Annotated in this window: 24 protein-coding genes and 1 pseudogene; 14 read left to right on the forward strand and 11 right to left on the reverse strand. The window is 66.3% G+C overall.

Annotated features, from left to right (window positions below; translation table 11 throughout):
- Nucleotides 1-89: 89 nt before the first annotated feature.
- From QM806_RS25365 to QM806_RS25395, 7 genes are all read left to right on the forward strand, one after another.
- A complete protein-coding gene (locus QM806_RS25365) occupies nt 90-848 on the forward strand; it encodes a maleate cis-trans isomerase family protein (protein ID WP_283293185.1) in 759 nt (252 codons plus the stop codon).
- 23 nt (nt 849-871) lie between these two features.
- A complete protein-coding gene (locus QM806_RS25370; RefSeq protein ID WP_005261903.1) occupies nt 872-1,519 on the forward strand; it encodes a VOC family protein in 648 nt (215 codons plus the stop codon).
- Nucleotides 1,516-1,761 (forward strand): hypothetical protein, encoded by a 246-nt coding sequence (locus QM806_RS25375; protein ID WP_005261901.1) that lies wholly within the window; start codon nt 1,516-1,518, stop codon nt 1,759-1,761. Before QM806_RS25370 ends, QM806_RS25375 begins: the two co-directional genes overlap by 4 nt.
- Nucleotides 1,758-2,993: an alpha/beta hydrolase gene (locus QM806_RS25380; protein WP_283293186.1), complete on the forward strand. Its 1,236-nt coding sequence runs from the start codon at nt 1,758-1,760 to the stop codon at nt 2,991-2,993. The genes QM806_RS25375 and QM806_RS25380 overlap by 4 nt, the downstream gene beginning before the upstream one ends.
- Nucleotides 2,994-3,078: 85 nt before the next feature.
- Nucleotides 3,079-4,413 carry an MFS transporter gene (locus QM806_RS25385; RefSeq protein ID WP_283293187.1) on the forward strand — a complete coding sequence of 445 codons (1,335 nt, stop codon included), beginning with the start codon at nt 3,079-3,081 and terminating at the stop codon, nt 4,411-4,413.
- Nucleotides 4,410-5,336: an SDR family NAD(P)-dependent oxidoreductase gene (locus QM806_RS25390; protein ID WP_167119571.1), complete on the forward strand. Its 927-nt coding sequence runs from the start codon at nt 4,410-4,412 to the stop codon at nt 5,334-5,336. Before QM806_RS25385 ends, QM806_RS25390 begins: the two co-directional genes overlap by 4 nt.
- Nucleotides 5,337-5,408: 72 nt before the next feature.
- A complete protein-coding gene (locus QM806_RS25395) occupies nt 5,409-6,590 on the forward strand; it encodes an acetyl-CoA C-acyltransferase (RefSeq protein ID WP_283293188.1) in 1,182 nt (393 codons plus the stop codon).
- Between the two features lie 147 nt (nt 6,591-6,737).
- Here the strand turns inward: QM806_RS25395 and QM806_RS25400 are convergent, their stop codons facing one another.
- Nucleotides 6,738-7,484 (reverse strand): SDR family oxidoreductase, encoded by a 747-nt coding sequence (locus tag QM806_RS25400; protein ID WP_005563307.1) that lies wholly within the window; start codon nt 7,482-7,484, stop codon nt 6,738-6,740.
- Nucleotides 7,485-7,756: 272 nt separating this feature from the next.
- Here QM806_RS25400 and QM806_RS25405 point away from each other — a divergent pair, with 272 nt between their 5' ends.
- The 3 genes from QM806_RS25405 (at nt 7,757) to QM806_RS25415 (ending at nt 12,351) form a co-directional block, all read left to right on the forward strand.
- Nucleotides 7,757-9,004: an amidohydrolase family protein gene (locus QM806_RS25405; RefSeq protein WP_283293189.1), complete on the forward strand. Its 1,248-nt coding sequence runs from the start codon at nt 7,757-7,759 to the stop codon at nt 9,002-9,004.
- A gap of 993 nt (nt 9,005-9,997) precedes the next feature.
- Entirely contained in the window at nt 9,998-10,450 is a 453-nt protein-coding gene (locus QM806_RS25410) for an MFS transporter (RefSeq protein WP_283293190.1), read from the forward strand.
- A 146-nt stretch (nt 10,451-10,596) separates the two neighbouring features.
- On the forward strand, nt 10,597-12,351 hold the full coding sequence (locus QM806_RS25415) for an MOSC and FAD-binding oxidoreductase domain-containing protein (RefSeq protein ID WP_283293191.1): 1,755 nt from the start codon (nt 10,597-10,599) through the stop codon (nt 12,349-12,351).
- A 22-nt stretch (nt 12,352-12,373) separates the two neighbouring features.
- On the opposite strand, the gene QM806_RS25420 is transcribed toward QM806_RS25415, so the two are convergent.
- Nucleotides 12,374-12,745: an OsmC family protein gene (locus QM806_RS25420; protein ID WP_240482879.1), complete on the reverse strand. Its 372-nt coding sequence runs from the start codon at nt 12,743-12,745 to the stop codon at nt 12,374-12,376.
- A 178-nt stretch (nt 12,746-12,923) separates the two neighbouring features.
- Here QM806_RS25420 and QM806_RS25425 point away from each other — a divergent pair.
- The 4 genes and pseudogenes from QM806_RS25425 to QM806_RS25440 all read left to right on the forward strand — a co-directional run.
- Nucleotides 12,924-13,724, forward strand: a pseudogene (locus QM806_RS25425) (coenzyme F420-0:L-glutamate ligase); the annotation flags it as partial.
- Nucleotides 13,725-13,808: 84 nt separating this feature from the next.
- Entirely contained in the window at nt 13,809-15,002 is a 1,194-nt protein-coding gene (locus tag QM806_RS25430) for an NAD(P)-dependent malic enzyme (RefSeq protein ID WP_283293192.1), read from the forward strand.
- Between the two features lie 246 nt (nt 15,003-15,248).
- Nucleotides 15,249-16,181, forward strand: coding sequence for an NAD(P)H-binding protein (locus QM806_RS25435; RefSeq protein WP_054247798.1), 933 nt, complete (start codon nt 15,249-15,251; stop codon nt 16,179-16,181).
- 93 nt (nt 16,182-16,274) lie between these two features.
- The gene (locus QM806_RS25440; protein WP_005571680.1) at nt 16,275-16,571 is read left to right on the forward strand and encodes an antibiotic biosynthesis monooxygenase family protein; all 297 of its coding nucleotides are present in this window, start codon (nt 16,275-16,277) and stop codon (nt 16,569-16,571) included.
- A 373-nt stretch (nt 16,572-16,944) separates the two neighbouring features.
- Here the strand turns inward: QM806_RS25440 and QM806_RS25445 are convergent, their stop codons facing one another.
- From QM806_RS25445 to QM806_RS25485, 9 genes are all read right to left on the reverse strand, one after another.
- Nucleotides 16,945-17,190 (reverse strand): hypothetical protein, encoded by a 246-nt coding sequence (locus QM806_RS25445; protein WP_005571679.1) that lies wholly within the window; start codon nt 17,188-17,190, stop codon nt 16,945-16,947.
- Nucleotides 17,191-17,350: 160 nt separating this feature from the next.
- Nucleotides 17,351-19,099, reverse strand: a complete 1,749-nt coding sequence (locus QM806_RS25450; RefSeq protein ID WP_054247797.1) for a sigma-54-dependent Fis family transcriptional regulator — start codon at nt 19,097-19,099, stop codon at nt 17,351-17,353.
- A 102-nt stretch (nt 19,100-19,201) separates the two neighbouring features.
- Nucleotides 19,202-19,522 carry a hypothetical protein gene (locus QM806_RS25455; protein WP_210460776.1) on the reverse strand — a complete coding sequence of 107 codons (321 nt, stop codon included), beginning with the start codon at nt 19,520-19,522 and terminating at the stop codon, nt 19,202-19,204.
- Entirely contained in the window at nt 19,519-20,889 is a 1,371-nt protein-coding gene (locus tag QM806_RS25460; RefSeq protein ID WP_005571676.1) for an FAD-binding oxidoreductase, read from the reverse strand. The genes QM806_RS25455 and QM806_RS25460 overlap by 4 nt, the downstream gene beginning before the upstream one ends.
- A gap of 50 nt (nt 20,890-20,939) precedes the next feature.
- Entirely contained in the window at nt 20,940-21,266 is a 327-nt protein-coding gene (locus tag QM806_RS25465) for a putative quinol monooxygenase (RefSeq protein WP_005571675.1), read from the reverse strand.
- A 97-nt stretch (nt 21,267-21,363) separates the two neighbouring features.
- The gene (gene groL / locus QM806_RS25470; protein ID WP_065491335.1) at nt 21,364-23,013 is read right to left on the reverse strand and encodes a chaperonin GroEL; all 1,650 of its coding nucleotides are present in this window, start codon (nt 23,011-23,013) and stop codon (nt 21,364-21,366) included.
- A 41-nt stretch (nt 23,014-23,054) separates the two neighbouring features.
- Nucleotides 23,055-24,080, reverse strand: a complete 1,026-nt coding sequence (locus QM806_RS25475) for an NAD(P)-dependent alcohol dehydrogenase (RefSeq protein ID WP_054247793.1) — start codon at nt 24,078-24,080, stop codon at nt 23,055-23,057.
- Nucleotides 24,077-24,820 (reverse strand): iron-sulfur cluster assembly protein, encoded by a 744-nt coding sequence (locus tag QM806_RS25480; protein WP_005264694.1) that lies wholly within the window; start codon nt 24,818-24,820, stop codon nt 24,077-24,079. Before QM806_RS25480 ends, QM806_RS25475 begins: the two co-directional genes overlap by 4 nt.
- Entirely contained in the window at nt 24,817-25,863 is a 1,047-nt protein-coding gene (locus QM806_RS25485; RefSeq protein ID WP_054247792.1) for an amidohydrolase family protein, read from the reverse strand. Before QM806_RS25485 ends, QM806_RS25480 begins: the two co-directional genes overlap by 4 nt.
- Nucleotide 25,864: the final 1 nt, after the last annotated feature.

The raw sequence follows: 25,864 nt of genomic DNA on the forward strand, positions 1-25,864 counted from the left end.
GAATACTCGTCGTGAACGTAAATCTACGTCAGTCGGGGTGGTGTTCTCGCAACCACCGCCCGGGCATTCCAGATCAGAAGGGCTACCTCATGGGCATTCACCGCATCGGGCTCGTCGTGCCGAGTTCGAATGTGACGGTCGAGACGGAAATGCCGACACTGCTCAACCGGCATGCGGACGAACAGTTCTCGTTCCACTCGAGCCGGATGCGGATGCAGGCCGTGTCGCCGGAACAGTTGCGGGCGATGAACGCTCAACGGGAGCGGTGCATCCTCGAGCTCGGTGACGCGGGCGTCGACGCCATCCTCTATGCGTGCCTGGTCGCCCTGATGTCAGTGGGTCCCGGGGAGCACCAGCGCGTGGAAGGCCTGGTCGCCGAGCAACTGGCGGCCGGCGGTTCCGACGCGGTAGTCCGCTCCAGCGCGGGCGCCCTCGTCGAGGCACTCCACGCGATCGACGCGAAGCGAATCGTCCTGGTCACCCCCTACATGCGTCCCCTCGCCGAGCAGGTCGTCGCCTACATCGAGGCCGAAGGAATTCAGGTATCGGATTGGCGCGCCCTCGAGGTCGCCGACAACGCCGAGGTCGGCTGCATCCCCGGTGACCGGGTCATGGACGCCGCTCGATCACTCGACCGCGCCGGAGTCGACGCGCTGGTGATCTCCGCGTGCGTCCAGATGCCCTCGCTCGACCTCGTCCAGGCCGCCGAAGACGAGTTCGAACTGCCGGTGCTCTCGGCCGCCACCGCCGGCGTCTACAGCCTGCTGCGAGCCCTCGGCCTTCCGGTCGACATCCCGGGAGCCGGTGGTCTCCTGCGTGCCGATGCTCCGGCCGCTGCCCTTCGGTAGCCCTGAATCCATTGGAGTTCAACATGTCCGAACAGAAACACACGGTCAAAGGCGTCGACCACGTCGCCTACCCCACATTCGACCCCGCCGCGACCGTCAAGTTCTACCGCGACGTTCTCGGGTTCCCCGTCGTGCACTCGATCTGCGCGGCCGGCTGGGGCCCGGAAAAGCACCCCGACTTCATCCACTTCTTCTTCGACATCGGCAACGACGACCGGCTCGCCTTCTTCTACTACTTCGGCCTCGAACCGTTCGACGGAGGCCCGCAGGGCGACTCGTACTCTCGCTTCACCGAGGACGTACCCATCTTCTTCATCCGCTCCCGCCACCTGGCCATCCACGTCGACAGTGAAGACGACCTGATGGAATACCGGCGGCGCCTCGATGGCAGCGAATGGCCCGTCGAGATGCAGATCCAGCACGAGACGATCGAGTCGATCTACACCCACGACCCCAACGGCTACATGATCGAAATCACCCGGGCGCTGCGCCCGGTCACCCCACAGGAGGACCTCGACGCCAACATCACCATCGACGCCCTCGTCGACGTCGTGTCCGGCCCCGAACCGAGCATGGCCGCACTACTCACCCGCAAGGCAGAGCTGATCGTCGAGCGCGCCGAGGCCTGGCAGCAGAAGCAGGACGAGAAAGAAATGGTGAGCAACCGATGACCACGCTGTTCGTCCTCGATGTCCCCGAGAACACTCCGATCGCCGCAGTCGCGGGACAAGACCCGGCCGTGATGATCGATCGCGTCGGACCGTACTACCGAATCGTCTCCGACGCCCCCATCGTGATCGACCGACGGGCGACCAAAGCCCGCCACGCGGTGTGGTACAGCAGCGTCGCCGGACTGCACCGGTCCCGAATAACCCAGTGGGACAAGGACGCCATGCGAATCGAGCCGCGATGACCGAACAAACTCAGCGGCTCGGCGCGGGACGGTACATCGACGCCGCCCGAGCCCCCGACACAACCGTCACTTCGGTGCACGAACTCACCACCGCGGACGGAGCGAAGATCTCCGGGGTCCTGCGCGTGGTCCCCGGAGCCCGCACCGTCGTCGCACTGATGCACCCGCGCCAGGACCTGGCCCACCACGTGCTGGTGCCCGAACTACTCGCCCGCGGGTTCGGGGTGTGGACGCAGGGCACCCGATCGGTCAACAACGACATCTCCCTGGTGCACGAGCAGGCCCTGCTCGATGCTGCGGCCGGGCAAGTGTTCCTGCGGGAGAGGGGTTTCGACCACGTCGTCACCCTGGGGCATTCCGGAGGCGGCACGCTGTTCGCGTTCTACCACCAGCAGGCCGGACTACCGGCGGGGGAGCGGCTGACCCGCACCCCCGCCGGCCGGCCCATCGACCTGGCGGGCGCGCAGATGCCGCTGCCCGATGCAGCAGTATTCATGGCGCCGCACCCAGGGCAGGGTGCGCTGTTGCAGCGGTTGATCGACCCCTCGGTCGTCGACGAGGCCGACCCCCTGTCCGTTGATCCGCGGTTGAACCCGTTCGATCCCGCCAACGGATTCGCCGAACCGCCGCACAGCTCCTCGTACTCGCCCGAGTTCATCACCCGCTACCGGGCGGCGCAGCGTGAGCGCATTGCCCGCATCGACGCACTCGCCCGGCGACGCGTCGACGAAGCCGCCGACGCGCGTCGCCGCTACAAGAGCACTTCCGACCCGGCGGATCACCGCGCCGCGCTCGCACCCCGCGTCCTCACCGTGTACCGCACCGACGCGGATTTGCGGTTCACCGACCTGTCCCTGAGCCCGAACGAGCGGCCCTACGGGTCACTGTTCGGCCGAAGGCCGGACCTGACCAACTACGGACTCGTCGGCTTCGGACGCTTCGTCACCCCGGACGCCTGGCTGTCCACCTGGTCGGGACTGAGCAGCAACGCCGACTTCCTCCGCTGCGCCCCTGCTCTCACCGCGCCGTCCCTGTTCGTCGAACTCACTGGCGACCAGGCCTGTTTCCCTGAGGACGCCACATCCATGGTCGATGCCCTCGGATCGGCGGACAAGACCCACGTCCGCGTCGCCGGCACCCACTTCGGCGGCCCGATCCACGACGGCGCCCCCACCGGCGCCAGCCTGGCCGCCGCCGACATCGGTACCTGGTTGGCGACCCGGTTCGCCTAGACATTCCCCAGCCCCCCCGGTGGCCCCGCCTGGCCCACATTCAGCGGCGCAGGCGGGGCCACTCCCTCTCCGAGCGGAGACAACAATGTCTGTTCGTATCCCTCCCTCAGCGCCCGTCGTCGGGCTCTGCCTCATGGCACTGGTCCTCGAGGGCTATGACCTTCTGATGTTCGGAACTGTGGTTCCGTCACTGCTGAGTTACGCCCCCTGGAATCTGGACGCAACCGACGTGGGAATGCTCGGCTCACTCGTCGGCGTCGGCATGCTGGTCGGCGCTCTGCTCGCCGCAGCCGTCGCCGACCGATGGGGCCGCCGCCGCACACTTCTCGCCGCCGTCGTTGTGTTCTCCGCCGCGATGGGCGTGTGTGCGATCGCGCCCACCCCCGCGGTCTTCGGAATCGGGCGGGTTGTCGTGGGTCTCGGTGCCGGCGTCCTCATGCCCACCGCGGCAGCGACGTTGATCGAGTTCGCCGCCCCGGGCGCCCGGGCCAGGTCGGTGGCGCTCGGGTTCGTCGGCACCAGCATCGGCGGGATACTTGCCGGGGTGCTCTCGCTGTGGCTCGTGCCCGAGTACGGGTTCCGGGCTATGTTCCTGGCCGGTATGGTGCCTGCAGTCATGTTCCTGCCCGTGATGCTCCGGTACCTCCCGGAATCACCGGCCTATCTCGCCTCCCGGGGCCGGCACGACGCTGCCACAGCGATCGCTCACCGATATCACCTCGGCCTCTCCGCCGACCTCAACTCCATCTCCGGGCCGGACCCCACTGCCACACCCGAACGTGGGCTGCGCGCACTCCTCGGCACCGAGCGCACCCTCGCGACATTGCTGTTCTGGGCGATGACCCTGGTCTGCCTTCTCGTGTTGTTCGGCGTCGCGACCTGGCTTCCCGCGCTCATGAAATCTGCCGGCTACCCGCTGGGAGCGGCCCTGTCCTTCCTGCTCGCCTTGAACGTCGGCGGTGCGGCAGGAGCACTCATCGGTGCCACGCTCGCCGACCGGTACGGCATCAAACCCGTCACAGTCGCCTTCTTCCTCAGCGCCGCACTGTCGCTGCTGGCCATAGCGACCGCCCCACCACTTGCGGTGATCTACCTGCTGGTGATGCTGGCCGGGCTCGGCACCACGGGCACCCAAATCCTGCTCAACACCTACATCGGTACCTATTACCCCGCATCCTGCCGGGCCACCGGACTCGGAATGGCACTGGGAGTCGGGCGGATCGGTGCCATTATCGGCCCCACGTACGGCGGACTCTTCGTTGCACTCGGCGCCGATACCACCTGGCAGCTGTTCGCCTTCGCGCTGCCAGCCGTCGTCGGAGCCGTCGTGACCCTCCTGGTACCGCGCCGCGCCACGGGCGATACGACCACCACCCTCACCCCTGCGGCCGAGCCCGCCGACCGGAAGGCTGTGTCATGACCATCGATTTCGCCGGACAGGTCGCCATCGTCACCGGGGCCGGCGGTGGACTCGGCCGCGCTCACGCCCTCGCCCTCGCGGCCCACGGCGCCCATGTCGTCGTCAACGACATCGGCGGATCCCCCGAGGTCAGCTCCGCCGATGACACTCCGGACACCCCCGCGGGCCGTGTCGTCGCCGAGATCACCGCCCGCGGCGGCTCGGCGATCGCCGACCACGCCGACGTCACCGACTACACGCAGGTCACTGCGATGATCGACCGCGCTCTCTCCGCCTGGGGACGAATCGACATCCTGATCAACAATGCCGGGATCCTGCGCGATGCCAGTTTCCGCAACGCTGGTCTCGACGACTTCCGCACGGTCCTGGACGTCCATGTGATGGGCGCCGTGAACTGCAGCAAGGCCGTGTGGCAACACATGATCACTCAGAACTACGGCCGAATCCTGATGACTACCTCCGCCTCCGGAATCTACGGCAATTTCGGGCAGGCCAACTACGCTGCAGCAAAATCCGCGCTCGTCGGGCTGATGAACGTGCTCGGCATCGAGGGCCGATCCAAGGGCATCCACGTCAATGCTCTGGCACCGCTCGCGACGACCCACATGACCGAATCGATCTTCGACGCCACGGCCGCCGAAATCTTGACCCCGGAGTCGATCACACCCGGCGCACTGTTCCTGGTGTCCACGGACGCGCCGACCAAGACGATCCTCGGCGCAGGCGGTGGAACATTCGCGGTCAGCCGCATGCTCGAATCCCAAGGCGTCTTCCTCCCCGCCGATGCCAGAACCCCCGACGATGTTGCCCGCCACTGGCCGCAGATCAGCGACTCGAGCGTGCAGTCGGGCACCGACAGCACCACCGCCCAGATTCAGCACTTCGTCGACTCCGCCACCCGAGCCGGCACAGTTGCCCGTTGACCCTGCGAGCCCGGCGTCACCAACTGTCACACCAACCATCACCGTGTGACTTCGTCCAGAAATGAGCACCACATGAGGGAAGCCGTCCTCGTCTCGACCGCACGCACGCCGATCGGCAAGGCGTATCGAGGCTCCTACAACAACACCCAGCCCCAGCAGCTCGCCGCACACGCGATCGCCCACGCCGCGCAAAGAGCCGGAATCAACGGCGAGGAGATCGAGGACGTCGTCCTCGGTTGCGCCATGCAGGAGGGCTCGTCCGGAACCAACATCGCCCGCCAGGCCGCGTTGCGCGCCGGGCTCCCCACTTCTGTGCCGGGCATGACCATCGATCGGCAATGCTCCTCCGGGCTGATGGCCATCGCCACTGCCGCCAAGCAGATCGTCGGCGACGGCATGCAGATCGCGATCGGCGGCGGCGTCGAGTCGATCTCCCTGGTCCAGAACGAACACCAGAACCGATACCGCGCCACCGACCCCTGGCTGGTCGAGAACCTCCCGAGCACCTATCTGCCGATGCTGCACACGGCCGAAATCGTGGCCGAACGGTACAAGGTCAGCAGAGACCGTCAGGACGAGTTCGCGCTGCTGTCCCAGCAGCGAACCGCCGCAGCGCAGGCCGCGGGCCGCTTCGACGCCGAAATCGTTCCCCTCGACAGCCTCGAGACCACCGAGGATGGGAACGTACCCGTCCAGCTGGGCAGGGACGAAGGGAACCGTCCCTCCACCACTGCGGCCGGGCTCGCCGCACTGCGCCCGGTCCTTCTCGACGGCGAGGTGACGAACAGGTCGAGCGTGACGGCCGGCAACGCCTCCCAGCTCTCGGATGGTGCCTCGGCATCGGTTCTGATGGAGGCGAAGGAGGCCGAACGCCGCGGTCTCGAACCGCTCGGCGTGTACCGCGGCATGACCGTGGCCGGCTGCGGACCGGACGAGATGGGAATCGGACCGATCTTCGCGATCCCGAAACTACTCGAGCAGCACAACCTCGCTGTCGACGACATCGGTCTGTGGGAACTCAACGAAGCATTCGCCTCCCAAGCCGTCTACTGCCGCGATCATCTCGGCATCGACCCCGACCGATTCAATGTCAACGGCGGCGCAATCTCGATCGGTCATCCGTACGGGATGACCGGCGCCCGCCTGGTCGGCCACGCCCTCATCGAAGGTAAACGCCGAGGCGCTCGGTATGTCCTGATCTCGATGTGCGTCGGGGGCGGGATGGGCGCAGCCGGACTCTTCGAATTCAACTGAAACCCGCCATCCGGCAGGGCTTTTGCCCTACGTGCGGGAAATGAGGCCGACGCCGAGTTCGAATGTCACGCCCGGCGGATCTTGCTCCTGCACCGTCACCCCGAAGCCGGGGTGACGGTGCAGGAGCCTTCTGGCAGCTAGGGCCTGTCAGGTCCACGGGAGGTCGACATAGTGGACGTCGGGCCCGGGGGTGGTCAGCGTGATTTCGGGAACTGCGCACCGCGGCGAGGTGCGCAGAAGAAATCGCACCGCTTCGGCCACGTCCGAGGGCGGCAGCATGGCACTGGGGTCCTTTTCCATCCACGAGGATCCGGGTGTCTCGACCAGTCCCGGGCAGATGGCGGTGACCTGGATGCCGAGACGGCTGAGTTCGCCGTGCGCCGACTGGCTCAGGGCGATCATCGCCGCTTTGGTCATCGAATAGGCGGCCACTCCTGCCCGCGGCAGCTTGCCGAAGATCGAGCTCACGTTGACGATCAACGCCTTACCGTGTTCGGCTCCCGCCACTTGCAGTGTCGGAATGCAGCTCTGCATCAGCAGGTAAGCGGACCGAAGGTTCAGATTCAAATGGAGGTCAAGCTTCGGCGTCGCCAAGTCGGCAATATTTCCGCTCAGGCCCAGGCCGGCATTGTTGATCAGGACATCGGTGCGGCCGTACTGCTGGACGTGCGAGGCCACGGCGGCCTCACAGTCGGCGCTATGGGCCAGATTTCCGGACACCGGCAGGACCTCGACGCCACGCCCGCGCAGGTGGGTCGCAGCCTCGGTGAGCTTGCTCTGGTCTCGCGCGACGATTGTCAGGTTGTAGCCCTCGTCTGCGAGCGCTTCGGCGATCGCCAGCCCGATTCCTGCGGATCCGCCAGTGACGATTGCGGCTCGTTGATTCCCGTTCATCGCATCCTGCTTTCTGCTCGTGTTCGTTGTGGCATGTGGTTGTTCGGGTGGCGTTCTGGTATCGCCCAGATGCCGAAATGCGACCTCGCGATAGTTGTGCGCGGCCGGTGCGGCTCCGCCGGCGAGATTGCACTGGCTGTGTGGGCACCGCGCGTCCGGGCGATGGATCCGAAAGGACGCGATTCCCGGGTGTGGCCCTTGACACAATCGTTTACGTCCTTGTTCAATATCTTACATCAATGTAGATGTACCGACCAAGGATGGCAGGGGCGATGACTCGCACAGAATTCGTAATCAGGGATGTAAGGGTCTTTGACGGAGAGAAGGTTGTCGAGCGCTCGACGGTCCACGTCAGGAGCGGGTTGATCGAGGCGGTCACTGCAGAGTTCGACTCGACTGACGAGATCGAGGTCGTCGACGGGCGGGGCAAGACTCTGCTTCCCGGACTGATCGACAGTCACACTCATGCGCAGCCGCCATCATTGAAAGACGCCCTATTATTCGGCGTGACAACGGAACTCGACATGTTCTCCTGCCCGGAATGGATGGACGGGCAGCGGCGTGACGCCGCGGAACGCAACGACCTCGCCGATGTGCGGTCCGCATCCATCGGCGCCACCGTGTTGGGTGGGCATCCGTCAATGATGATCGGAACTTACTTCGCTGAGCAGTATCCGGTGGTGAAATCCCTCGATGATGCCTCCGCGTTTGTCGCCGCACGTGTGGCGGAGGGCGCGGACTACATCAAACTTCTCATCGATGACGGTACTGCGCTCGGGCACGATGTCCCCACCCTCGGTGAGGACGTGGCGCGGGCCATCGCAAACGCGGCACATGACCACGGGAAGATGGCGGTTGGGCACGTCACTTCACTGGCCGGTGCGGAGCAGGCTCTTCGCGCCGGTGTCGATGGACTTGTGCACATGTTCTTCGATCGCCCGCCCACAGACGAGATCATTGCGAAGGCGCTCGATGCTGGAGTCTTCATCACGCCGACACTCAGCACGGTTGGTTCCCTCGCGAGTGACATCGATGGGACTCACCTCGCCAACGACGACAGAGCCCGTCCACTCATCCCGGCTTCGTGGCGGGAGAATCTGTGCCAATGCTGGCAGCTGGGCTCCCCGGGATCCATAGGCCATGCGATTGAAGCAACACGACGGATGCACGAAGCCGGAGTGGACATCTTGGCAGGCACTGATGCGGCAGGCATTGGTGTGGTCGGCACGGCGCACGGAGTGAGCATGCACGGCGAGCTCGAGCTTCTCGTCCGAGCAGGTCTGTCGCCAGTGCAGGCGCTGCGCGCGGCGACGTCATTGCCCGCCCGACGGTTCGGTCTCAGTGACCGAGGCCGAATCGCACCGGGTCTTCAGGCTGACCTACTTCTGGTCGAGGGTGATCCCACGGAGGAGATCACAGCTACTCTCTCGATCGCGGGTATTTGGCGGCGCGGAGACAAACTCTCCCGCGTCCCGCGAGACTCGGATAGGTCCTCGAAGATCGGCCAGCCGGCGGTCTGATCGACTACGAATCGGTGTGCACGAGTGGGCGCCGCTCATTGCTATGGTAGGTAAACTCTCTCTGCGGGAGAGGGCTTCTCGAACTTCCCCACTCGCGTTCGCTCCTCGCGTTCTATCACCGGCAGCGCGCACGCGCGACGGGGGAGTGAGACACCATACGCTCGCCGCCGTGGATAAATGAGGACGGTCGTAGTCGAAAAGCTCGCCGGATACTCGCGCCGATACGGAGAGTCCGGTGCGCCGTCTCTCGATGTGCGTCGGCGGAGGGATGGGCGCAACCGGGCTCTTCGAGGTCGCTGTGTGTATGGCGTAGCGATTCGCGCCCGAGGCCGAGTGCCGTGGCTATCGCCAACAGGAAGGCCGGATGCGCCAGCTTCACAGGCCTCTTGGCCTGTCGGCAACCGCTGCAAACTATCCGCGGAATCGATGGCGGGGCTGCGCGCAAACGGGTAGACCTCCTCGGCCGGGCACGCCGAAATCCCTTAGAAGATAAGGTCACCGCAATCACAGCGCTATGCACAACCATTAACATCACTCCAAGGGGACTCTTGCCTGCTGCCTGCTGCCTGCTGCCTGCTGCCTGCTGCCTGCTGGCAGGGCCGCCGAGCCGGCGTTTGCCTTGTCGCCGCCGCAGAGCCACCCGAGACGATACGGGCACGGTATTACCAGGTGGCTCAGCAGTTGGCGATTTGCCCTTTGCGGGTCCTGGCCATCGCTCCGTGTACCGCGTCGCGCCCGACATGATCCGCTGGGTACCAGCCGCAGTGCGGTGTCAAGCCCTGGCGCAGTGAGACGTTCAAGTTCTCTACCGATCCGGAGCTGGTCGCGAAGGTCACGGGGCTGTGCACATCGCGTCACCGTCGTCAGGTGAGCGCCCACAAGAGGAGGTCCTCGGCCCGCCGGCAACCCACGTACGCGACGAGGCGAACGGGTCCGGTTTCGCGGCGTTCACGCACTCCAGGAGTGCGTTCGTCGTTCAGATAAACGCCTCTGATGAGATCGGCCGGGTACCCTCTGGGCGCGTCCCTGTCCTTCCTCCTGACCCGGAACCTCGGAGGCGCCGTCGGTGCCCTCGGCGGTGCCGTACTCGCTGACCGATACGGGATCAAACTGGCAGTCGTCTACTTGTTGGTGTTGCTCGCCGGAGTCGGCACGACCGGCACCCAGATCCTTCTCAGTACGTTCATCGGCGGTCACTACCCTGCGTGGAGCCGTGCCACAGGACTAGGTGTGGGCCGGATCGGGGCGATCGTCGGCCCCACCTACGGTGGCGTTCCCGTCGCGATCGGGACCGGAACCAACTGGGAACTGGCGGCTTTCGCGGCGCCGGCCGCCGTCGGTGCCATCCTGACCGTGCTCGTTCCGCAACGCACACCGATCCACCGATCCGCTCAGACCCGGCGTCCTTCCGCGGCCGCGGATGTCGATCGGAAAGCTGGTTCATGACTATCGGACCGGTCAGGAGTGGCGCAGATCACAGTTGGATATAGGATGTTCTGCGACATGACGAAGCTGCTCATCGCGATGACCGGGGCGCGAACGATGGGCACCTCCGGCAACCTGTTCCGCGCGAAACAGTAAGGGGTCGCACAATGGCACGCCTGCAGTCGCTCAACGTCGGTATGCCGAAAGACGTGCCCTGGCAAGGCCGGACCGTCCACACGGGCATCTTCAAGTACCCCGTCGACGGTCCACGCATGGCCCGCACGCTCGACATCGACGGCGACGGTCAAGGCGACCTCGAGGGCCACGGCGGCGAAATTCGTGCCGTGCTCGTCTACCAGTGTCAGTCCTACGACTTCTGGCGGCGGCATCTCGATCGCGACGATCTCGAATATGGCCAATTCGGTGAGAACTTCACCGTTGACGGCCTACCCGACGACGAGGTGCACATCGGTGACCGTTATCGCATCGGCGACGCCGAGTTCGAGGTCACTCAGCCCCGCGTCACCTGTTATCGGGTCGGAATGCGCCTGGGTGAACCCGAGATGCCGGCGCTGCTCGTCGCCCACCATCGGCCCGGGTTCTACTTCCGGGTCATCACCGAAGGGCAGGTGCAGGCCGGCGACGAGATCGTCCGCACCCGGATCGGCCGGCACCGCATGAGCGTCGCCGCCGTCGACGCGCTGCTGTACCTACCCGACCGGGACATCGGCCAACTCCTCAAAGCAGTGGACATCCCCGCGCTCAGCCCCGGCTGGCAGCGATCGTTTCGTGATCTGCTCGACGCCGCAGAGCACCCGGCGCGCGCCGGCGAGCCGCCCGCCGGCGCCGAATCGAACGCCTGGGCCGGCTTCCGGCCGCTGCGCGTCTCACGGATCGTCGCCGAAAGCACAACCGTTGCGTCGATCTACCTGGCACCACACGACGATGCCCCGTTGACCCGGCCGAAACCCGGCCAGTACCTCACCCTCCGCGTCGCAGGCGCCGCCGACCCTCCACCGGTGCGCAACTATTCACTGTCCGCCACCCCGTCGGACAACGAGTACCGCATCAGCGTCAAACGCGAGACCCATGGCCTCGTCAGCACCTATCTCCACACGCGGTTGCGTGTCGGCGACACCGTCGACGTCGCCTCTCCGCGTGGCGATTTCGTCCTTCCCGAAGACCGCGACGACACCACGCCCGTGCTTCTGCTCTCGGCCGGCGTCGGGGTGACCCCCGTTCTGGCGATGCTGCATGCACTCGCCGCAGCCCACAGCAAGCGCGACATCTGGTGGCTGCACACCGCTCATTCGGCCGTCGAACACGCTTTCGCGGCCGAAGCGCACAAGCTGTTGGCCGGCCTCGACCGGGGGCATGAACACGTTTACTACACAGCCCCTGGCCCGGCAGCGGTCGTGGATCCGCCGGCCGTCTCCGGCCGCCTCGGCCGCGAAGCCCTCGGCGTCCTGGCCCTGCCTACCAACGCGACCGCCTACCTGTGCGGTCCCATCCCGTTCATGGCCGCCGTCCGCGAAGCACTCACGCGTGTTGGGGTGGGCTCCGACCGTATCCACACCGAGTTGTTCGGAGCACTCCCGGCCATCAACCCAGGACTGACCGACGCCGCCCACGCTCCGCCGCACCAGCCCCCTGGCCCCGCCGGCATGGGGCCGCGGATCACCTTCACCCGCAGCGGACTCACCGCGCCATGGAGCGACGGGTACAGCACCGTCCTCGATTTCGCCGAAGCCTGCGACGTTCCGACCCGCTGGTCGTGTCGCACCGGCGTGTGCCACACCTGCCAGACCCCGATCCACTCCGGGACCGTTCGATACCGACCGGACCCCCTGGAGCCACCGACGCCGGGCACGGCTCTCCTGTGCTGCTCGCAACCCGAAACCGACCTCGTTCTCGATCTCTGAAGAGCCACGGGGGCCCACCTGGCTACTCGCCCGCAGTCGTCAACTCGCGGATGGACACCCCTTCCGTGGATATGGACGCAGCATCAATCAGAGCTTGCCCCGGTCGACGCCTCGCAAGGTGGGGAAGTGCCGCACGCAAGCGCTCGGCGTGTTCGGCGTTCGCCACGTGCCAGTCCAGACGAATCATTTCGATGGCGGCGCCGTCATCGGTTCCCATGACGCGGCCGACGTTCACGCTCGCTGACACTGTGAGCGTGGCAGACTCGGCCAACGCGACCTCGCCGAGCAGCCGAAGCACTACCAGCGAGGCAGCGGCAAGACCGGCGAGCATGTGCTCGACCGGATTTGCGCCGGAATCGTGCCCGCCGTATCGCGGCGCTTCGTCGATCGTCAACTCGTGCCTGCGCGCGGTGACAGTCGTGCCATGACTCCCGAGCAGTGCGTGTACGACCAGGTGCTCACGTCGCGAAGTAGTCACCGGACCGCCTCGTAGAAGTCGGCGGCGGCGTGCCCACTCGTGTTCAGCGCGCCCGCCAGCCATTCGAGCGCATCCGCACCAACGGCGTGGACGTCGGGGCAATGGACTGTTCGTCACCGAGGTGGCGATGGCGGACGAGATCGCCGCAGCGGGCGATCTCGTGAAGGGCAAGCTGGGCAGCGTCCCCGTCGCCGTGATCCGAGGACTCCGGCCGAAGGACGACGGATCGAGAGCGCAGGACGTCATCCGGCCCGGGGCGGAGGACCTGTTCTGGCTCGGCACCGCCGAATCGGTCGAGCTGGGGCGGGCGGAGGCGTTGCTGCTGCGCCGCTCGGTCCGCCAGTTCTCGACCGACCCGGTCGACCCGGATGCGGTGCGGGCGTCGATCGCGGACGCCCTGACCGCGCCCGCACCGCACCACACCCGCCCGGTCCGGTTCGTGTGGGTCCGCACCCGCACCGTCCGAGACGCCCTGCTGACCCGGATGCGGGAGCAATGGCGCACCGACCTGACATCCGACGGGATGAGCGCGGACGCGGTGGCGGCGCGGGTGGCCCGCGGCAACATTTTGTTCGACGCACCGGAGGTGATCATCCCGTTCTGCGTCCCCGACGGCGCCCACACCTACCCCGACAAGCGCCGGCAGGCGGCGGAGACGACGATGTTCACCGTCGCGGTCGGCGCCGCGGTGCAGGGGCTGCTGGTGTCGTTGGCCGCCAAGGGAATCGGCAGCTGCTGGATCGGGTCGACGATCTTCGCCGCCGACATCGTCCGCAGCACCCTCGACCTCCCCGCCGACTGGCAACCCCTCGGAGCGGTCGCCGTCGGCCACCCCCTCGAACCACTCACCCCCCGACACGCCGCCGACCCCGGCGACGCCCTGATCGAGAGATGACCCACGCGCAATGAGCGCCGAATCAATGATCAATTCCGACGACACGCTCACGCTGATCGTCGATAGCCAAGAAATGAGTAGACAATGACCATCGTGTCCGAACCCACCACACCGCAGAAGGTCGAGCTGACCGACGAGGAGATCTTCGCCGGCCACATCGGGGGGAAGCTCTCGGTTGAGACCACGACCGCCCTCGATACGCAGCGCGCCCTGTCCATCGCCTACACGCCCGGCGTCGCGCAGGTGTCCCGCGCCATCGCCGCCGACGAAACCCTCGCCGACCGGTACACCTGGACCAGCCGCCTGGTGGTCGTCGTCTCCGACGGCTCCGCGGTGCTCGGTCTCGGGGACATCGGCCCCCGGGCCTCCCTGCCCGTGATGGAGGGCAAGTCCGCCCTGTTCAAGAACTTCGCGGGCCTGAACTCGATCCCGCTGGTCCTCGACACCAAGGACCCCGACGAGATCGTCGAGACCCTGATCCGGCTGCGCCCGAGCTTCGGGGCGGTCAATTTGGAGGACATCTCCGCGCCGCGCTGCTTCGAGATCGAAAAGCGCGTCATCGAGGCCCTGGACTGCCCGGTCATGCACGACGACCAGCACGGCACCGCCATCGTCGTCCTGGCCGCCCTCGAGGGTGCGGTCAAGGTCCAGGACCGCGACCTCCACCAGCTGCGGGTCGTCATCTCCGGTGCCGGCGCCGCCGGTGTCGCCTGCGCGAACATCCTGCTCGCCGCGGGGATCGCCGACGTGACGGTCCTCGATTCGAAGGGCATCGTCTCCGCCGACCGCCAGGACCTGAACGCGGTCAAGGTCGATCTGGCCGCGCGCACCAACCCGGCCGGCCGCCGCGGCGGCATCGTCGAAGCCCTCGACGGGGCGGATGTGTTCCTCGGGGTGTCCGCGGGCACCGTGCCGGAGGAGCTGATCGCGACGATGGCGCAGGATTCGATCGTGTTCGCGTTGTCGAACCCGGACCCGGAGATCCACCCGGACATCGCCCGCAAGCATGCGGCGATCGTGGCCACCGGACGCTCGGATTTCCCGAACCAGATCAACAATGTACTGGCCTTCCCCGGGGTGTTCCGGGGTGCGCTCGATGCCGGTGCCCGCCGGATCACCGAAGGTATGAAGCTCGCCGCCGCCGAGGCAATCCTCTCGGTCGTCGGTGACGAGCTGGCTGTAGACAAGATCGTTCCCAGCCCGCTCGATCCTCGCGTCGCCCCCGCTGTCGCGGAGGCAGTCGCCGCCGCTGCTCGTGCAGAAGGCGTCACCGACTAGCGAGAATCCACCCGAGCACCCCGATCCGGAACCCGCACCCACGGTTCCGGTGTCGGGGTGTTCGCGACGGATCCGGCAGTCGGTGATCCCAAGTGTCTTTTCCGGTGGGTGGCCGGCGCGCGCGGTCCTGTCGTAATGTCGCAGGAGAGCGTAAATCCAGGAGGTCCACCATGGCTCCAGTGCGCGTTCCATTGTCAGTAGAGCTGTCGTGGCGTCTTCACGCGACGCGGACAGCGAGATTCGGTCATGAGTGACGGGGCCCCGATCCTGATGACCGGTGTGGGCGGTGGTTACAGCAGTATCAGCCGGCTGGTCGCCGAGCAGCTGCTGCGCAGTGGCGAGCCCGTGCGGGCGATGGTTCATCGCGATGACGGCCGCGCCGACGCACTACGGGAGCTGGGAGCGGACATCGTCGTGGGCGATCTGACCCGCCCCGGCGACGTCGCCGCGGCGCTGACGGGCGTGACGCGGATGTTCTTCAACATGAGTGTGTCCGCGGACTATCTCGAGGCGGCCGCCGTTGTGTGCGCGATCGCCGACGAGCGGGGCGATCTCGAGGCGTTGGTGAACATGTCCCAGATGACGGTGTCGCAGATGACGTCGACCAGCACCGACGAGTCTCGGCACCAACGGCTGCACTGGCTCGCCGAGCGCATCATGAACTGGTCCGGTCTGCCCGTCGTCCACGTCAGACCCACAGTCTTCCTGGACAATCCGCTGTTCACCGTCGTGGCGAGCCGTTCCGTCGCCGAACGCGGCGTCTTGGCCTTGCCGTTCGGTACCGGCAGGACCTCGCCCGTCGCCGCGACCGACGTGGCCCGAGTGATCGCCGCCATTCTTCAGGATCCAGCAGGGCGAATCGGGCAGGTTTTCGAGCTGACCGGCCCCGCCGTCCTGGACATCGACGGCCTCGCCGAGCAGTACACGCGTGGCGTGGGACAGTCGGTGACGGGATCCGATCTGCCCCACGACGACTTCGTGGAGTTGTTGAGCGCCGTTCCCGACATCTCGTCGCACACCGTGCAACACCTCCTCACCGTTGCCACACTGCACCGCGACGATCGCTACAACCGGTTGACCACCGACGTCGAGGACGTGACCGGCCGGCCCGCGCAGTCGGTCGAGCAGTACGTCGCCGCACACCGCGAGCTGTTCTCGAAGCCGGCCGCCGCCGGGTAGTGAGGGCCGAGAATCGCCACTACTTGCGCCACCCGTTCGAGCGGCGATCACGTCGCTCGCACCCATGACCTTGCGACGTCGCATACTGTGCCGATGATCTTGGAACATGCGCTGCTGTCCGTGACACCCGCGAGGGTCGAGGAATTCGAATCTGCATTCGGGCAGGCCGAGGCGATCATTTCGTCGATGCCGGGATTCCTGCGACTGCGATTGTCACGCGGCCTCGAGCGACCGAATGTCTATCTCCTGCTGGTCGAGTGGGAAGAACTCGAAGACCACACCGAAGGCTTTCGGCAATCGTGCCGGTACCAGGAGTGGAAGGACCTGCTGCACCACTTCTACGATCCCTTCCCGCTCGTGGAGCACTACGCGCCTGTCCGCGAAGTGTGATTCGACGCCTCGCCGAGGCTGGCGCAACACGCGGACACCAGTCTGGTGGTGGCGGGGCTGCCGCCGTCACCGCAGGACGGGCATACCATCGTGACGGTCCGTGCGATTTCGTCGACGGTGACGGTGAGCGGCACGGCGCACTGGCGGCACCATCTGTGTCGCGTGACGGCGTTGACGTGTGTCGGCGACGCGACGCATTGGTGAATCCACCGTCGGTGCAGCGGGCACGTCGTCCGATCATCGGGGGACAAGGTTCGTGCATCCTCAGCGGCGTCTTCCCTGGCCAGTTGATCACTGAGCATGGTCGCGCAGGTCCGTCTCACCCCAGATGAGTGGTGGCGGGCCGGTGCGGGCCGGATCGCGCAGGAGGTTGTCATGGAGTCACCTCGACGAGATCGAACCGGGAGTGCAATTGCGCCCAGGTGGCCCGGCGACGGCCGTCGCGGGTGCGGTAACCGCTGCCCGGCTCCGGAACCCAGGTCCGCATCAGATCGTCACGTACCGCGGGACGGTCGGTGGGTTCGCACGTGTGCGCCAGCGCGGCGACCAACCACACCCGGGAGGTGGTGCTGCCGGGGGATACCGAGTGGGTATCCGCGCCAAGCGGGTTCGTATTCATGGGTCGTCCTCGCGTCGGTCCCGGTCGCGTTCCCGCACTCGAAAGAGGCTGGCCCTCAACGAGTTGCTGATCCGCGTGGGATTCTCTGTCTGACCTCATGATCCGCCGGCTAGGGTGTGACGAGTGTCTCATTTCCTGACACCAACTGATGCGGGCGACGTCAGATGTCGATGCCGAATTCCTTGATCTTGCGGTAGATGGTGGCCCGTGAGATGCCGAGAGCTGTTGCGGCGGCCTTCTTGTTGCCGTGATTCTCTTCGAGGCTGCGCACGATGGCGTCGCGTTCGAGGGCTTCGATCTGTGTGAGTGTGTGGCGGCTCAGAGCGTGGCACATCGGGGGCAGCTGCTCGACCTCGACGACACCGGAGCGCTGACGCTGGACCACATCGTGCAGAACCTGGCGGAGCTCGGTGACGTTTCCGGGCCAGCTGTACTTGCAGAGTTGGCGCATCGCCGCAGGCGAGAGCGACAAGTCCGCGCCGCGACCGAGCTGCCTCAGTAGATGCGGTACCAAGCTGTGGAGATCGTCGATGCGATGACGCAGCGCGGGCATGGTGACGGTATGGCTGAAGTGGGGAAGGATCAGTGTGTCGAGGTCGGTATTGTGATCGGTTCCGCCGATGGTCGCACCGATCCATCCGGCGTGCTCGCGTCCTTGAATGAGGTCGGCGACGATCCGCTGCTGTGACTCGCCGAGGAGGTCGATGTCGCGCAGGATGACGCTGAATCGGTCTTGCCCGAGTTCCTGTTCGAGTGCCGACAGGGCGGCGCTGTCGCCCGCGAGTTCGGCCACCGTGAAGATCCGTGTGCGGATGGGAATGTGTTCGATGGCAACAGCTTTGAGAGCTGATCCGCGGCCGCTTCCGGTTTCGCCGGACACGGTGACCCACTGTTGTTCACGCGCGCAGCGAGCGATTTGCTGGCAACTGCGACGCCAGGACGCGCTGCTCCCGGTGATTCCGGGCAAGACGCGGATGCTCTCGAGCGCAGGGGATCCCGATGTGGGGATCTCGAGTAGATGCACGTAGAACAAGGCCATCTGCCTCCGGGCGCCGAGCCCGAAGTCCTCGACCGATGACAGCCGGGCCGTCTGCCCGCTGGGCAGGGCGACGATGTGTCGTTGGGTGGCGGGCGCGCCGCTCAGGTCGACGGCGTGTTCGAGCAACGCACCCTGATCCTGGGCATCCAGTGCCACGCGTAGTTTTCGGTTGACGAGAACGACATCGTCTCCGAGCGCCAACACTCCCGTTTGGGGTGACCGCCGACAGGCCTTCAGATAGGTGTTGAGTAATGCGGTCTGGTCCGCACTGGCCTGTGCGAGGAGGCGGCCTTCGATCTGAGCCGTGGCGGATTTGGCGAGGGTGGCCAACAGCGGGCCCCCGTCCTCTACCCAGCCGGTGAGATCGAGCGCGCCGACGAGGGCGCCGGACATCGGATGGGTGATCGGGACACCGGCGCACGCCAGTTGCCCGAGACAGTCGGCGTAGTGCTCGGCGCCCGTCACCAGGGTGGGTTGACGGGTTTCGAGAGTGGTGCCGATGCCGTTGGTGCCGGCGAATTCTTCCGCGTAGCTGTAACCGGGTATCAGTTGGACGTCGTCGAGTGTGCGATCGAGTCGTCGGCTGGCGGTGATCCTGGTCAAGATCACTCCGTCAGCCGAGGTCAGGATGACGCTCACCGGTTCGTCGACCAGTCCGTCCGCGAGCTGCCGCAGGACGGGTTCGGCTGCCGCCACGAGAGGGCAGTCCAGATTCGGCTCTCGCACGAACGGGAGGTCGAGCTGATCCGGGCGCACCTTGAGCGACTTCGATCGCTGCCACGAGTACGAGATGGGCTGGCGAACGGAGCTGTCGAGGTCGTCGTCGGCGAGGAACAGCTCTCGCGCCTTCTGTAGATCCTTGCTGGTCATGCTGTATTTACGCCCCGATCCTCCACCTCTCACGTAGTTGAGAGTACGTCGTCTCGATGTGAGACGGGTCTCAATATGAGACGGGGTGGTGGAGGGCCGGGGTCAGGTCGGGGACGGCCGCGCCGTCGGCCGCGATGCACTGTCATCGACGTGGCCCTTCGCCGCAGAGGAAGGGGGATGATCGGTTCGCTGTAACCGCTCGGCGCACACGTCGAGAAGACGGTGCCGGAGGGTGTCGTCGAGGGGCGGGAAACGGCGTCCGGCCAGGACCTCCAGGCGCGCGAAGTACTGCGCCTCGGTCCACCCGAACGTGACGAAGATGTCTTCGGCGCTGCCGCCGCCGAACACTGCCCACCGGTTGCCGAACTCCAGGACGAGGTCGTCGTCCCGTTTCGATCGGATGCGTGATTTCGTGGGTGTCATATCGCACGCCCCGGATTGAGAATTCCGGTGGGGTCGAACGCTGCCTTGACTTCTGCCATCAGGGACCTCTCCACCGAGCCGATCATGGGTTCGAGGTAGCGGCGTTTGAGGTCGCCGACGCCGTGCTCGCCCGTGATGGATCCACCCAGCGCCAAGCATTGCGCCACCATCTCGTCGAAGGCCTGGTGGGCCCGTTCGGCGGCGTCCGGATCTGCGGCGTCGAACACGATCGTGGGGTGGAGGTTGCCGTCGGCGGCGTGCCCGAAGGTGCCGATGAGGAGGCGGTGGTGGTCGGCGATTCGGGTAATGGCGTCGAGCATGTGCGGTAGCCGGGGCACCGGCACGGCCAGGTCGTCGAGCAGAGTGCTGCCGCGGCGCTCGAGGGCGGTCAGCGCCACACTGCGGGCCTGCATGAGGGCGTCGCCTTCGGCGGGGTCGGTGCTCATGTACAGCTCGGTGGCCGCGGCGGCACGGCACGCGTCCGCGCTGCGCTGCGCTTCCGCCGGGGCTGCGTCGCCGTCGCACTGGATCAACAGCAGCGCACCGGCCGTCTGGTCGAGACCCATGCGGGTCATGTCGTTGACGGCCGAGATAGTGGTGCGGTCCATGAGTTCCACCAGGCTCGGGTCGGCCACCGCCTGAATCGCCATCACCGCGTCGACCGCCCGGACGGGCTCGGCGAAGGCGGCGACGACGGTGGCCGTGCGTGCCGGTGGTCGACGCAGCCGCATGGTCGCCTCGACGATGACGGCCAGGGTGCCCTCGGACCCGACCAGCAGTTGGGTCAGGTTCAATCCGGCGACATTTTTGCGGGTGGTGGCGCCGGTGTGGATGATCCGGCCGTCGGCGAGCACCGCCTTGATCCGGGCGACGTGGTCGCCGGTGACCCCGTATTTCGCGCAGCATGCTCCGCCGGCATTGGTCGCGAGGTTTCCCCCGATCGTGGAGACGGCGCGACTGCCGGGGTCGGGAACGTACCAGAGTCCGCGCTCCGCCGCCGCGGCAGCGAGATCACCGTTGATCACTCCCGGCTCGACCGTCGCGGTGCGGGACTGTTCGTCGATGGTGAGGATGCGGTCGAGTTTCTCGGTGCTGAGCACGATGCAGCCGTCGATCGCGTTGGCCCCGCCGGCGAGTCCGGTGCCCGCCCCTCTCGTGACGACCGGAATGCCGTACCGGTGGGCGGTTTTCAGGGTTCTCACGACGTGGTCGGTGGTCCGGGCGCGGACCACCGCGATCGGATGCCCGGAGGGGGAGAGCATCGACTGGTCGCGGGTGTAGGCGATCATGGTGTCGCTGTCGGTCACCACGGCATCGCCCAGCGCCGCGAGCAGACCCGCGACGGGACCGGTCGTCACCACGGTCATGCTTGTCCTTCCACAGTGTTGTATTCCGTCGGGTTGTGCACCGCACCGGGTTACCGATTGATCTCCAGTTCGCCCATGCGGGACCAGTCGGTGCCGGGTAGGTCGGTGTGGAGGATGCGCGGTGTCTCGCTCAGTGCCGGGCGCATCGCGTCCAATCCCTTCCGGAAGTGGTCGGCAGCGACGTGGTCGGACCCGGCCTGCCCGTCCCGGAACGCCTCGATCAGCACGAACTCGGCGGGATCGTCTGCACTGCGATGCCATTCGAACCAGAGATTGCCCGGCTCGGATCGGGTCGCGTCGGTGAACTCCTTGGTGACGAGTAACCAGTCGTTCCGGTACTTGTCGAGGACCTTGAACTTCACCACGATGAAAATCACGATGACTCACTTTCTTTCGGACGAATTCCTCACCGCCGGAACGGGGGAGTGGGTCACCGCCTCGCAGGACCGTCGAGGCGGTGACCCACTGCGTGCACTAGTAGATGTTCGACGGGCGGACCATGCCTTCGGCGAGATCGCCGAAACCGGGTGCCATGATGGCACCGGGATTGCCCAGCACCTCTTCCACGACAGCGGTCTCCGTGGTGATCAGAAGTGCCGCGATCGAGGCCGCGCTCTCGAGTGCGGCGCGGGTGACCTTGAACGGATCGATCACCCCGTCGTCGAACATGTCCCCGTATTCACCGGTGAGCGCGTTGAACCCGTGCCCGAGCGGCAAACCGGCGACCACCTCGACGACCTCGTCGCCGTCGAACCCGGCGTTGATCGCGATCCAGCGCAGCGGTTCGGCGAGGGCGCGGCGCACGACGTCACACCCGATGGCCTCGTCGCCGGTCAGGTCGAGATCGGCCAACGCCCGATGCGACTGCGCCAGCGCGGTGCCACCACCGGAGACGATCCCCGCCTCCACCGCGGCGCGAGTGGCGGCCAGGGCGTCCTCGACGCGCAGCATCCGCTCCTTGAGCTCGACGCTGGTCGCGCCGCCGACGCGGATGACGGCAACCCGACCGGTGAGCCGGGCGATGCGCAGTTCGAGGCTCTCCTGGTCCGCCTCGATCTTGGCGCGCTCGTGCTGGGACTCGAGCTGGGCGATGCGGGCGTCGAGCAGTCGCTGGTCCCCGTGCCCGCCGACGATCGTGGTCTCGTTCTCGGTCACGGTGATGCGATCACATGAACCGAGATGCTCGACACTGATTTCGGACAGTTCGATGCCGGTGTCCTTGGCGATCACGTGCCCACCCAGCGCCACCGCGAGGTCTTCGAGCTCGGCGACCCGGCGGTGCCCGAAACCGGGGGCCCGGACGACCACCGACTGCATCGTCTTGTGCATGTTGCCGCCGACGAGTAGTTGCAGCGCCGGCCCGTCGACCTCCTCGGCCAGCACCACCAGGGGCCGGTCGGCGCGCTTGGCCACCTCGATGCTCGGCATGATGTCTTGGACCTGGGTGATCTTCTTGTTGGTCAGCAGGATCAGCGGATTGGTGTGCACCGCTTCCATCCGCTCCGGGTCGGTGACCATGTAGCCGGAGATGTAGCCGTGATCGAACTCGATGCCGTCGACGATGTCGACCGACAGCCCGAGGATGTCGCTCTCCTCGGTGGTGACGACCCCGGACTTGCCGACGTAGTCGACGGCCTTCGAGATGGCGTGCCCGATCACCTCGTCGTCGCTGGCGGCGAGGGTCGCGATCCGCTGCAGATCGCTCTGCCCCCCGATTTGGGAGGCCTGCTCGTGGAGGGAGTCGACGACCACGGACACGGCCCGTTCGATGCCGCGGCGCACCCGCATGGGGTTGGCGCCGGCGTCGACGGACCGCAGCCCCTCGCGGACCATCGCCTGGGCGAGCACGGTTGCCGTGGTGGTGCCGTCGCCGACCACACCATTGGTTTTCATCGCCACTTCCTTGACCAGCTGGGCACCCATGTTGGCGAAGGGTTCGCGGAGCTGTATCTCGCGGGCGATGGTCACGCCGTCGTTGGTGATCGTCGGTGGTCCGGTGAGCTTTTCGAGCACCGCGTTGCGCCCCTTGGGGCCGAGGGTCACCTTGACCGCGTCGGCGAGGGCGTTGACGCCGTGCTCGAGCCGCGCCCGGGCGTCCGTGTTGTACCGCAGCTCTTTTGCCATGGCTGATGTCCTTTCGTGCTTCGAGCGGAGGATGCGACGTGCTACGGGACGAGAATCGCGCGGCCGCGCACCCGGCCGGCATCGAGATCGTCGAGTGCTTGCTGGAAATCCTCGAGCCGGTACCGGGTGGTGTGCAACGTGACCTTGCCCTGGGCGGCAAGGATCATGAGCTCCTGGAGGTCGTTGTAGGAGCCGACGAGATTTCCGATGAAGTTGATCTCGGTGGAGATCACATCGATCGTCGGGACGTCGATGTTCTCGCCGTACCCGACGACGTAGTAGTTCCCGGCGCGGCGCAGCATCGCGATCCCTTCTGCGGTCGCGCCGCCCTCGCCGACGAAGTCGACGACGGCTTCGGCGCCGTGACCGCCGGTCAGGTCGAGCACCTGCTGGATGTGGGTGCCGTCGGCGACGATGCCGTGGTCGGCGCCGATCTTCACGGCGAGTTCGACGGCCGCGGGGTTGCGGTCGAGCACGACCACGGTGACACCGGAGATCGCCTTCAGGACCTGGATGCCGATGTGACCGAGTCCGCCGGCTCCGATCACTACGCACACGTCTCCGGGCCGAGTCGTCTTCGCGGCCTTGGCAACGGCGTGGTACGCCGTCAGGCCCGCGTCGGCGAGGGCGGCGACATCGGCCGGTTCGAGCGAGTCGTCGATCCGGACCACGCTGCGGGCGGTGGTGCGCAGATATTCGGCGTAGCCGCCGTTGACGTCGATGCCGGGGAATGTGCTGTTCTGGCAGTGGACGTCGTCTCCGAATCGGCACGCCCGGCACAGTCCGCACGTGATGAGCGGGTGCAGAATCACCTTGTCGCCGACCGCGACATTGGTGACGGCGTCGCCCACGGCGTGGACCCAGCCGGCGTTCTCGTGTCCGATCGTGTACGGCAGCGCGACACCGGTCTTCGCCTCCCACTGCCCTTCGAGGATGTGCAGGTCGGTGCGGCACACCCCCGCGCCGCCGATGCGCACGATGACATCGAGCGGGCCCTCGATCGTGGGTTCGGGAATGTCGGTGAGCTGCAGTTTGGTGTGGTATCCCACCACTTGCACGGCCTTCATCGCGGGCTCCTGGTTCTGAGATTGGTGATTCGCGGTGTGGCGCCGACGGATTCGCTGTCGGCGTAGCGGGTGGCGAGCAGGCCGCGGCAGAAGTGCGCGTTGCCTTCCATCGAAATGCGCACCGACTTGGCGAAGCGCAGCCGCATCGGCACCGATTCCGGGGCGATGCGCTTGCCGTCGTCGTCGACGAACACCCGGCTGGCCGGGCAGATGCTCAACCCGATGCCGATCCGGCGACGCAGCAGCGCGGCCTTGGCCTTCCCGGGAGCGAGGTCGCTGAGGGTGAGCCGGTAGATCTCGTTCACACCCACATCGGTGGTCTTCAGGTGCGCCTCGACACACCGCTCCATCGCCGCGGCGTGCGCCTTGGACCGGAACGTTCGGCGCAGCTCGTGCAGACTCTCCTCCGCCTCGGAGCCGAACGTCCCGACGTATCCGGCGTCCGCCGCGAGACCGGCGTTGATCTTGTCGCTGTCGTGATGGTCGTCGAGCAGCACCCGCACCTCGCCGATGTCCTCGACCAGACGCAGGGCGTCGAGGGCGTCGGAGGCCATGAGGTAGGCGAAGTTCGGCGAGCAGAACGCGGTGGGCAGCCGCAGGTGCACGGTGACCCCGTCGTCGTCGAGGGTGACCGACCGGACGAAGCCGAGATCGGTGATCGGCTCGTCCAGTTCCGGGTCGGTGACCGTCGACAGGGCCATCAGGACGTCCTGTTCGGTGCAGACGACGGCGGCGGTCATGACGACACGGTTTCCCGCGCCCCGGCAGCGACCTCCACACCTTCCTGCCCGGCCGGCTCGGCCAGTCGCAGGTTCGCGGGAACGTCGATGTCGTACAGCGCTGCCGCGTTGAGGCCGAGGATCTTCTTTTTCTGCAGGGCGGTGATCGGGGCGTACTCGCCCTGCATGTCCTCGGGGATCTGGAAGTCGACGAACTTCTCGATCAGCCACTTCGGGGTCCACAGCGCATAGTCGCTGCCGAACAGGATCTTGTCCTCGCCGATCCAGTAGAGCAACTCGCCGATGATCTGGGCGAAGTAGCGGGGCCGGGTGTGGATGAACGGAAGGGCAACCGCCAGGCCGCCGTACACGTTCGACTCCTGGGTGGCGATCCAGCAGAAGTCCTCGAGGCGTGGCAGGCCCACGTGCTCGACGACGAACCGCAGGTCCAGGTAGTCGGTGGCGACCTTGTCGATGTCGGAGACGTCGAACGCGTCGCGGTCGAGGGGACGGATCGTCGGACCCTTGTGGACGTGAATGTTCTTGATTCCCAACTCGATGCACTCTTCGAGGTAGCGTCGCGACCAGGGGTCGTCGAGTTTGTAGCCGCGGGAGTCGCCGTGCCATTCGGCGGTGTAGAGCTTGACGCCCTGCAGGTTCATCCGGTCGGCGTCCTTGCGGAGCTGTTCGAGCCCGGCCTCCTCGTGGCGGGGATCGTAGGCGTGGTTGTAGGTCAGTTTGCCGGGGTGCTTGGCGACCAGGGCGAGTGCTTCGTCGGTTCGCCCGAATCCGTTGTGGTAGAAGTCGCTGAGCAACGTGGCCTGGAAGACCGCGTGGTCGACGTATCCCTCCACGAAGATGTCACGCTCGAAGCGTTCGCTGCCGTAGTACGTGTAGGTGTCGTAGTCCCACACGACCTCTTCGGGGCTGAGGTTCTTGTGATAGTCGTAGAAGCAGTCGATGAACTGCTTGCCATGTACGTTCTTCTGGTTCGACTCGCGGGCGTCCCAGACGTGTACGTGGCCGTCCACGATGAAGTATTTCTGACCGTCCTTCTGATACATC

Origin of the sequence: Rhodococcus sp. IEGM 1351, from assembly GCF_030056875.1 — a bacterium.
Taxonomy (GTDB): domain Bacteria; phylum Actinomycetota; class Actinomycetes; order Mycobacteriales; family Mycobacteriaceae; genus Rhodococcus_F; species Rhodococcus_F opacus.

Bases quoted from the DNA above. Each gene is read 5' to 3' on its own strand.
- QM806_RS25370 (WP_005261903.1), top strand. From the start codon at position 872: ATGTCCGAACAGAAACACACGGTCAAAGGCGTCGACCACGTCGCCTAC.
- QM806_RS25485 (WP_054247792.1), bottom strand. From the start codon at position 25,863: ATGTATCAGAAGGACGGTCAGAAATACTTCATCGTGGACGGCCACGTA.
- QM806_RS25455 (WP_210460776.1), bottom strand. From the start codon at position 19,522: ATGACACCCACGAAATCACGCATCCGATCGAAACGGGACGACGACCTC.
- QM806_RS25385 (WP_283293187.1), top strand. From the start codon at position 3,079: ATGTCTGTTCGTATCCCTCCCTCAGCGCCCGTCGTCGGGCTCTGCCTC.
- QM806_RS25440 (WP_005571680.1), top strand. From the start codon at position 16,275: ATGATCTTGGAACATGCGCTGCTGTCCGTGACACCCGCGAGGGTCGAG.
- QM806_RS25405 (WP_283293189.1), top strand. From the start codon at position 7,757: ATGACTCGCACAGAATTCGTAATCAGGGATGTAAGGGTCTTTGACGGA.
- QM806_RS25445 (WP_005571679.1), bottom strand. From the start codon at position 17,190: ATGAATACGAACCCGCTTGGCGCGGATACCCACTCGGTATCCCCCGGC.
- QM806_RS25435 (WP_054247798.1), top strand. From the start codon at position 15,249: ATGAGTGACGGGGCCCCGATCCTGATGACCGGTGTGGGCGGTGGTTAC.
- QM806_RS25390 (WP_167119571.1), top strand. From the start codon at position 4,410: ATGACCATCGATTTCGCCGGACAGGTCGCCATCGTCACCGGGGCCGGC.
- QM806_RS25380 (WP_283293186.1), top strand. From the start codon at position 1,758: ATGACCGAACAAACTCAGCGGCTCGGCGCGGGACGGTACATCGACGCC.
- QM806_RS25450 (WP_054247797.1), bottom strand. From the start codon at position 19,099: ATGACCAGCAAGGATCTACAGAAGGCGCGAGAGCTGTTCCTCGCCGAC.
- QM806_RS25415 (WP_283293191.1), top strand. From the start codon at position 10,597: ATGGCACGCCTGCAGTCGCTCAACGTCGGTATGCCGAAAGACGTGCCC.
- QM806_RS25365 (WP_283293185.1), top strand. From the start codon at position 90: ATGGGCATTCACCGCATCGGGCTCGTCGTGCCGAGTTCGAATGTGACG.
- QM806_RS25400 (WP_005563307.1), bottom strand. From the start codon at position 7,484: ATGAACGGGAATCAACGAGCCGCAATCGTCACTGGCGGATCCGCAGGA.
- QM806_RS25480 (WP_005264694.1), bottom strand. From the start codon at position 24,820: ATGACCGCCGCCGTCGTCTGCACCGAACAGGACGTCCTGATGGCCCTG.
- QM806_RS25375 (WP_005261901.1), top strand. From the start codon at position 1,516: ATGACCACGCTGTTCGTCCTCGATGTCCCCGAGAACACTCCGATCGCC.
- QM806_RS25395 (WP_283293188.1), top strand. From the start codon at position 5,409: ATGAGGGAAGCCGTCCTCGTCTCGACCGCACGCACGCCGATCGGCAAG.
- QM806_RS25475 (WP_054247793.1), bottom strand. From the start codon at position 24,080: ATGAAGGCCGTGCAAGTGGTGGGATACCACACCAAACTGCAGCTCACC.
- QM806_RS25460 (WP_005571676.1), bottom strand. From the start codon at position 20,889: ATGACCGTGGTGACGACCGGTCCCGTCGCGGGTCTGCTCGCGGCGCTG.
- QM806_RS25410 (WP_283293190.1), top strand. From the start codon at position 9,998: ATGAGATCGGCCGGGTACCCTCTGGGCGCGTCCCTGTCCTTCCTCCTG.
- groL (WP_065491335.1), bottom strand. From the start codon at position 23,013: ATGGCAAAAGAGCTGCGGTACAACACGGACGCCCGGGCGCGGCTCGAG.
- QM806_RS25430 (WP_283293192.1), top strand. From the start codon at position 13,809: ATGACCATCGTGTCCGAACCCACCACACCGCAGAAGGTCGAGCTGACC.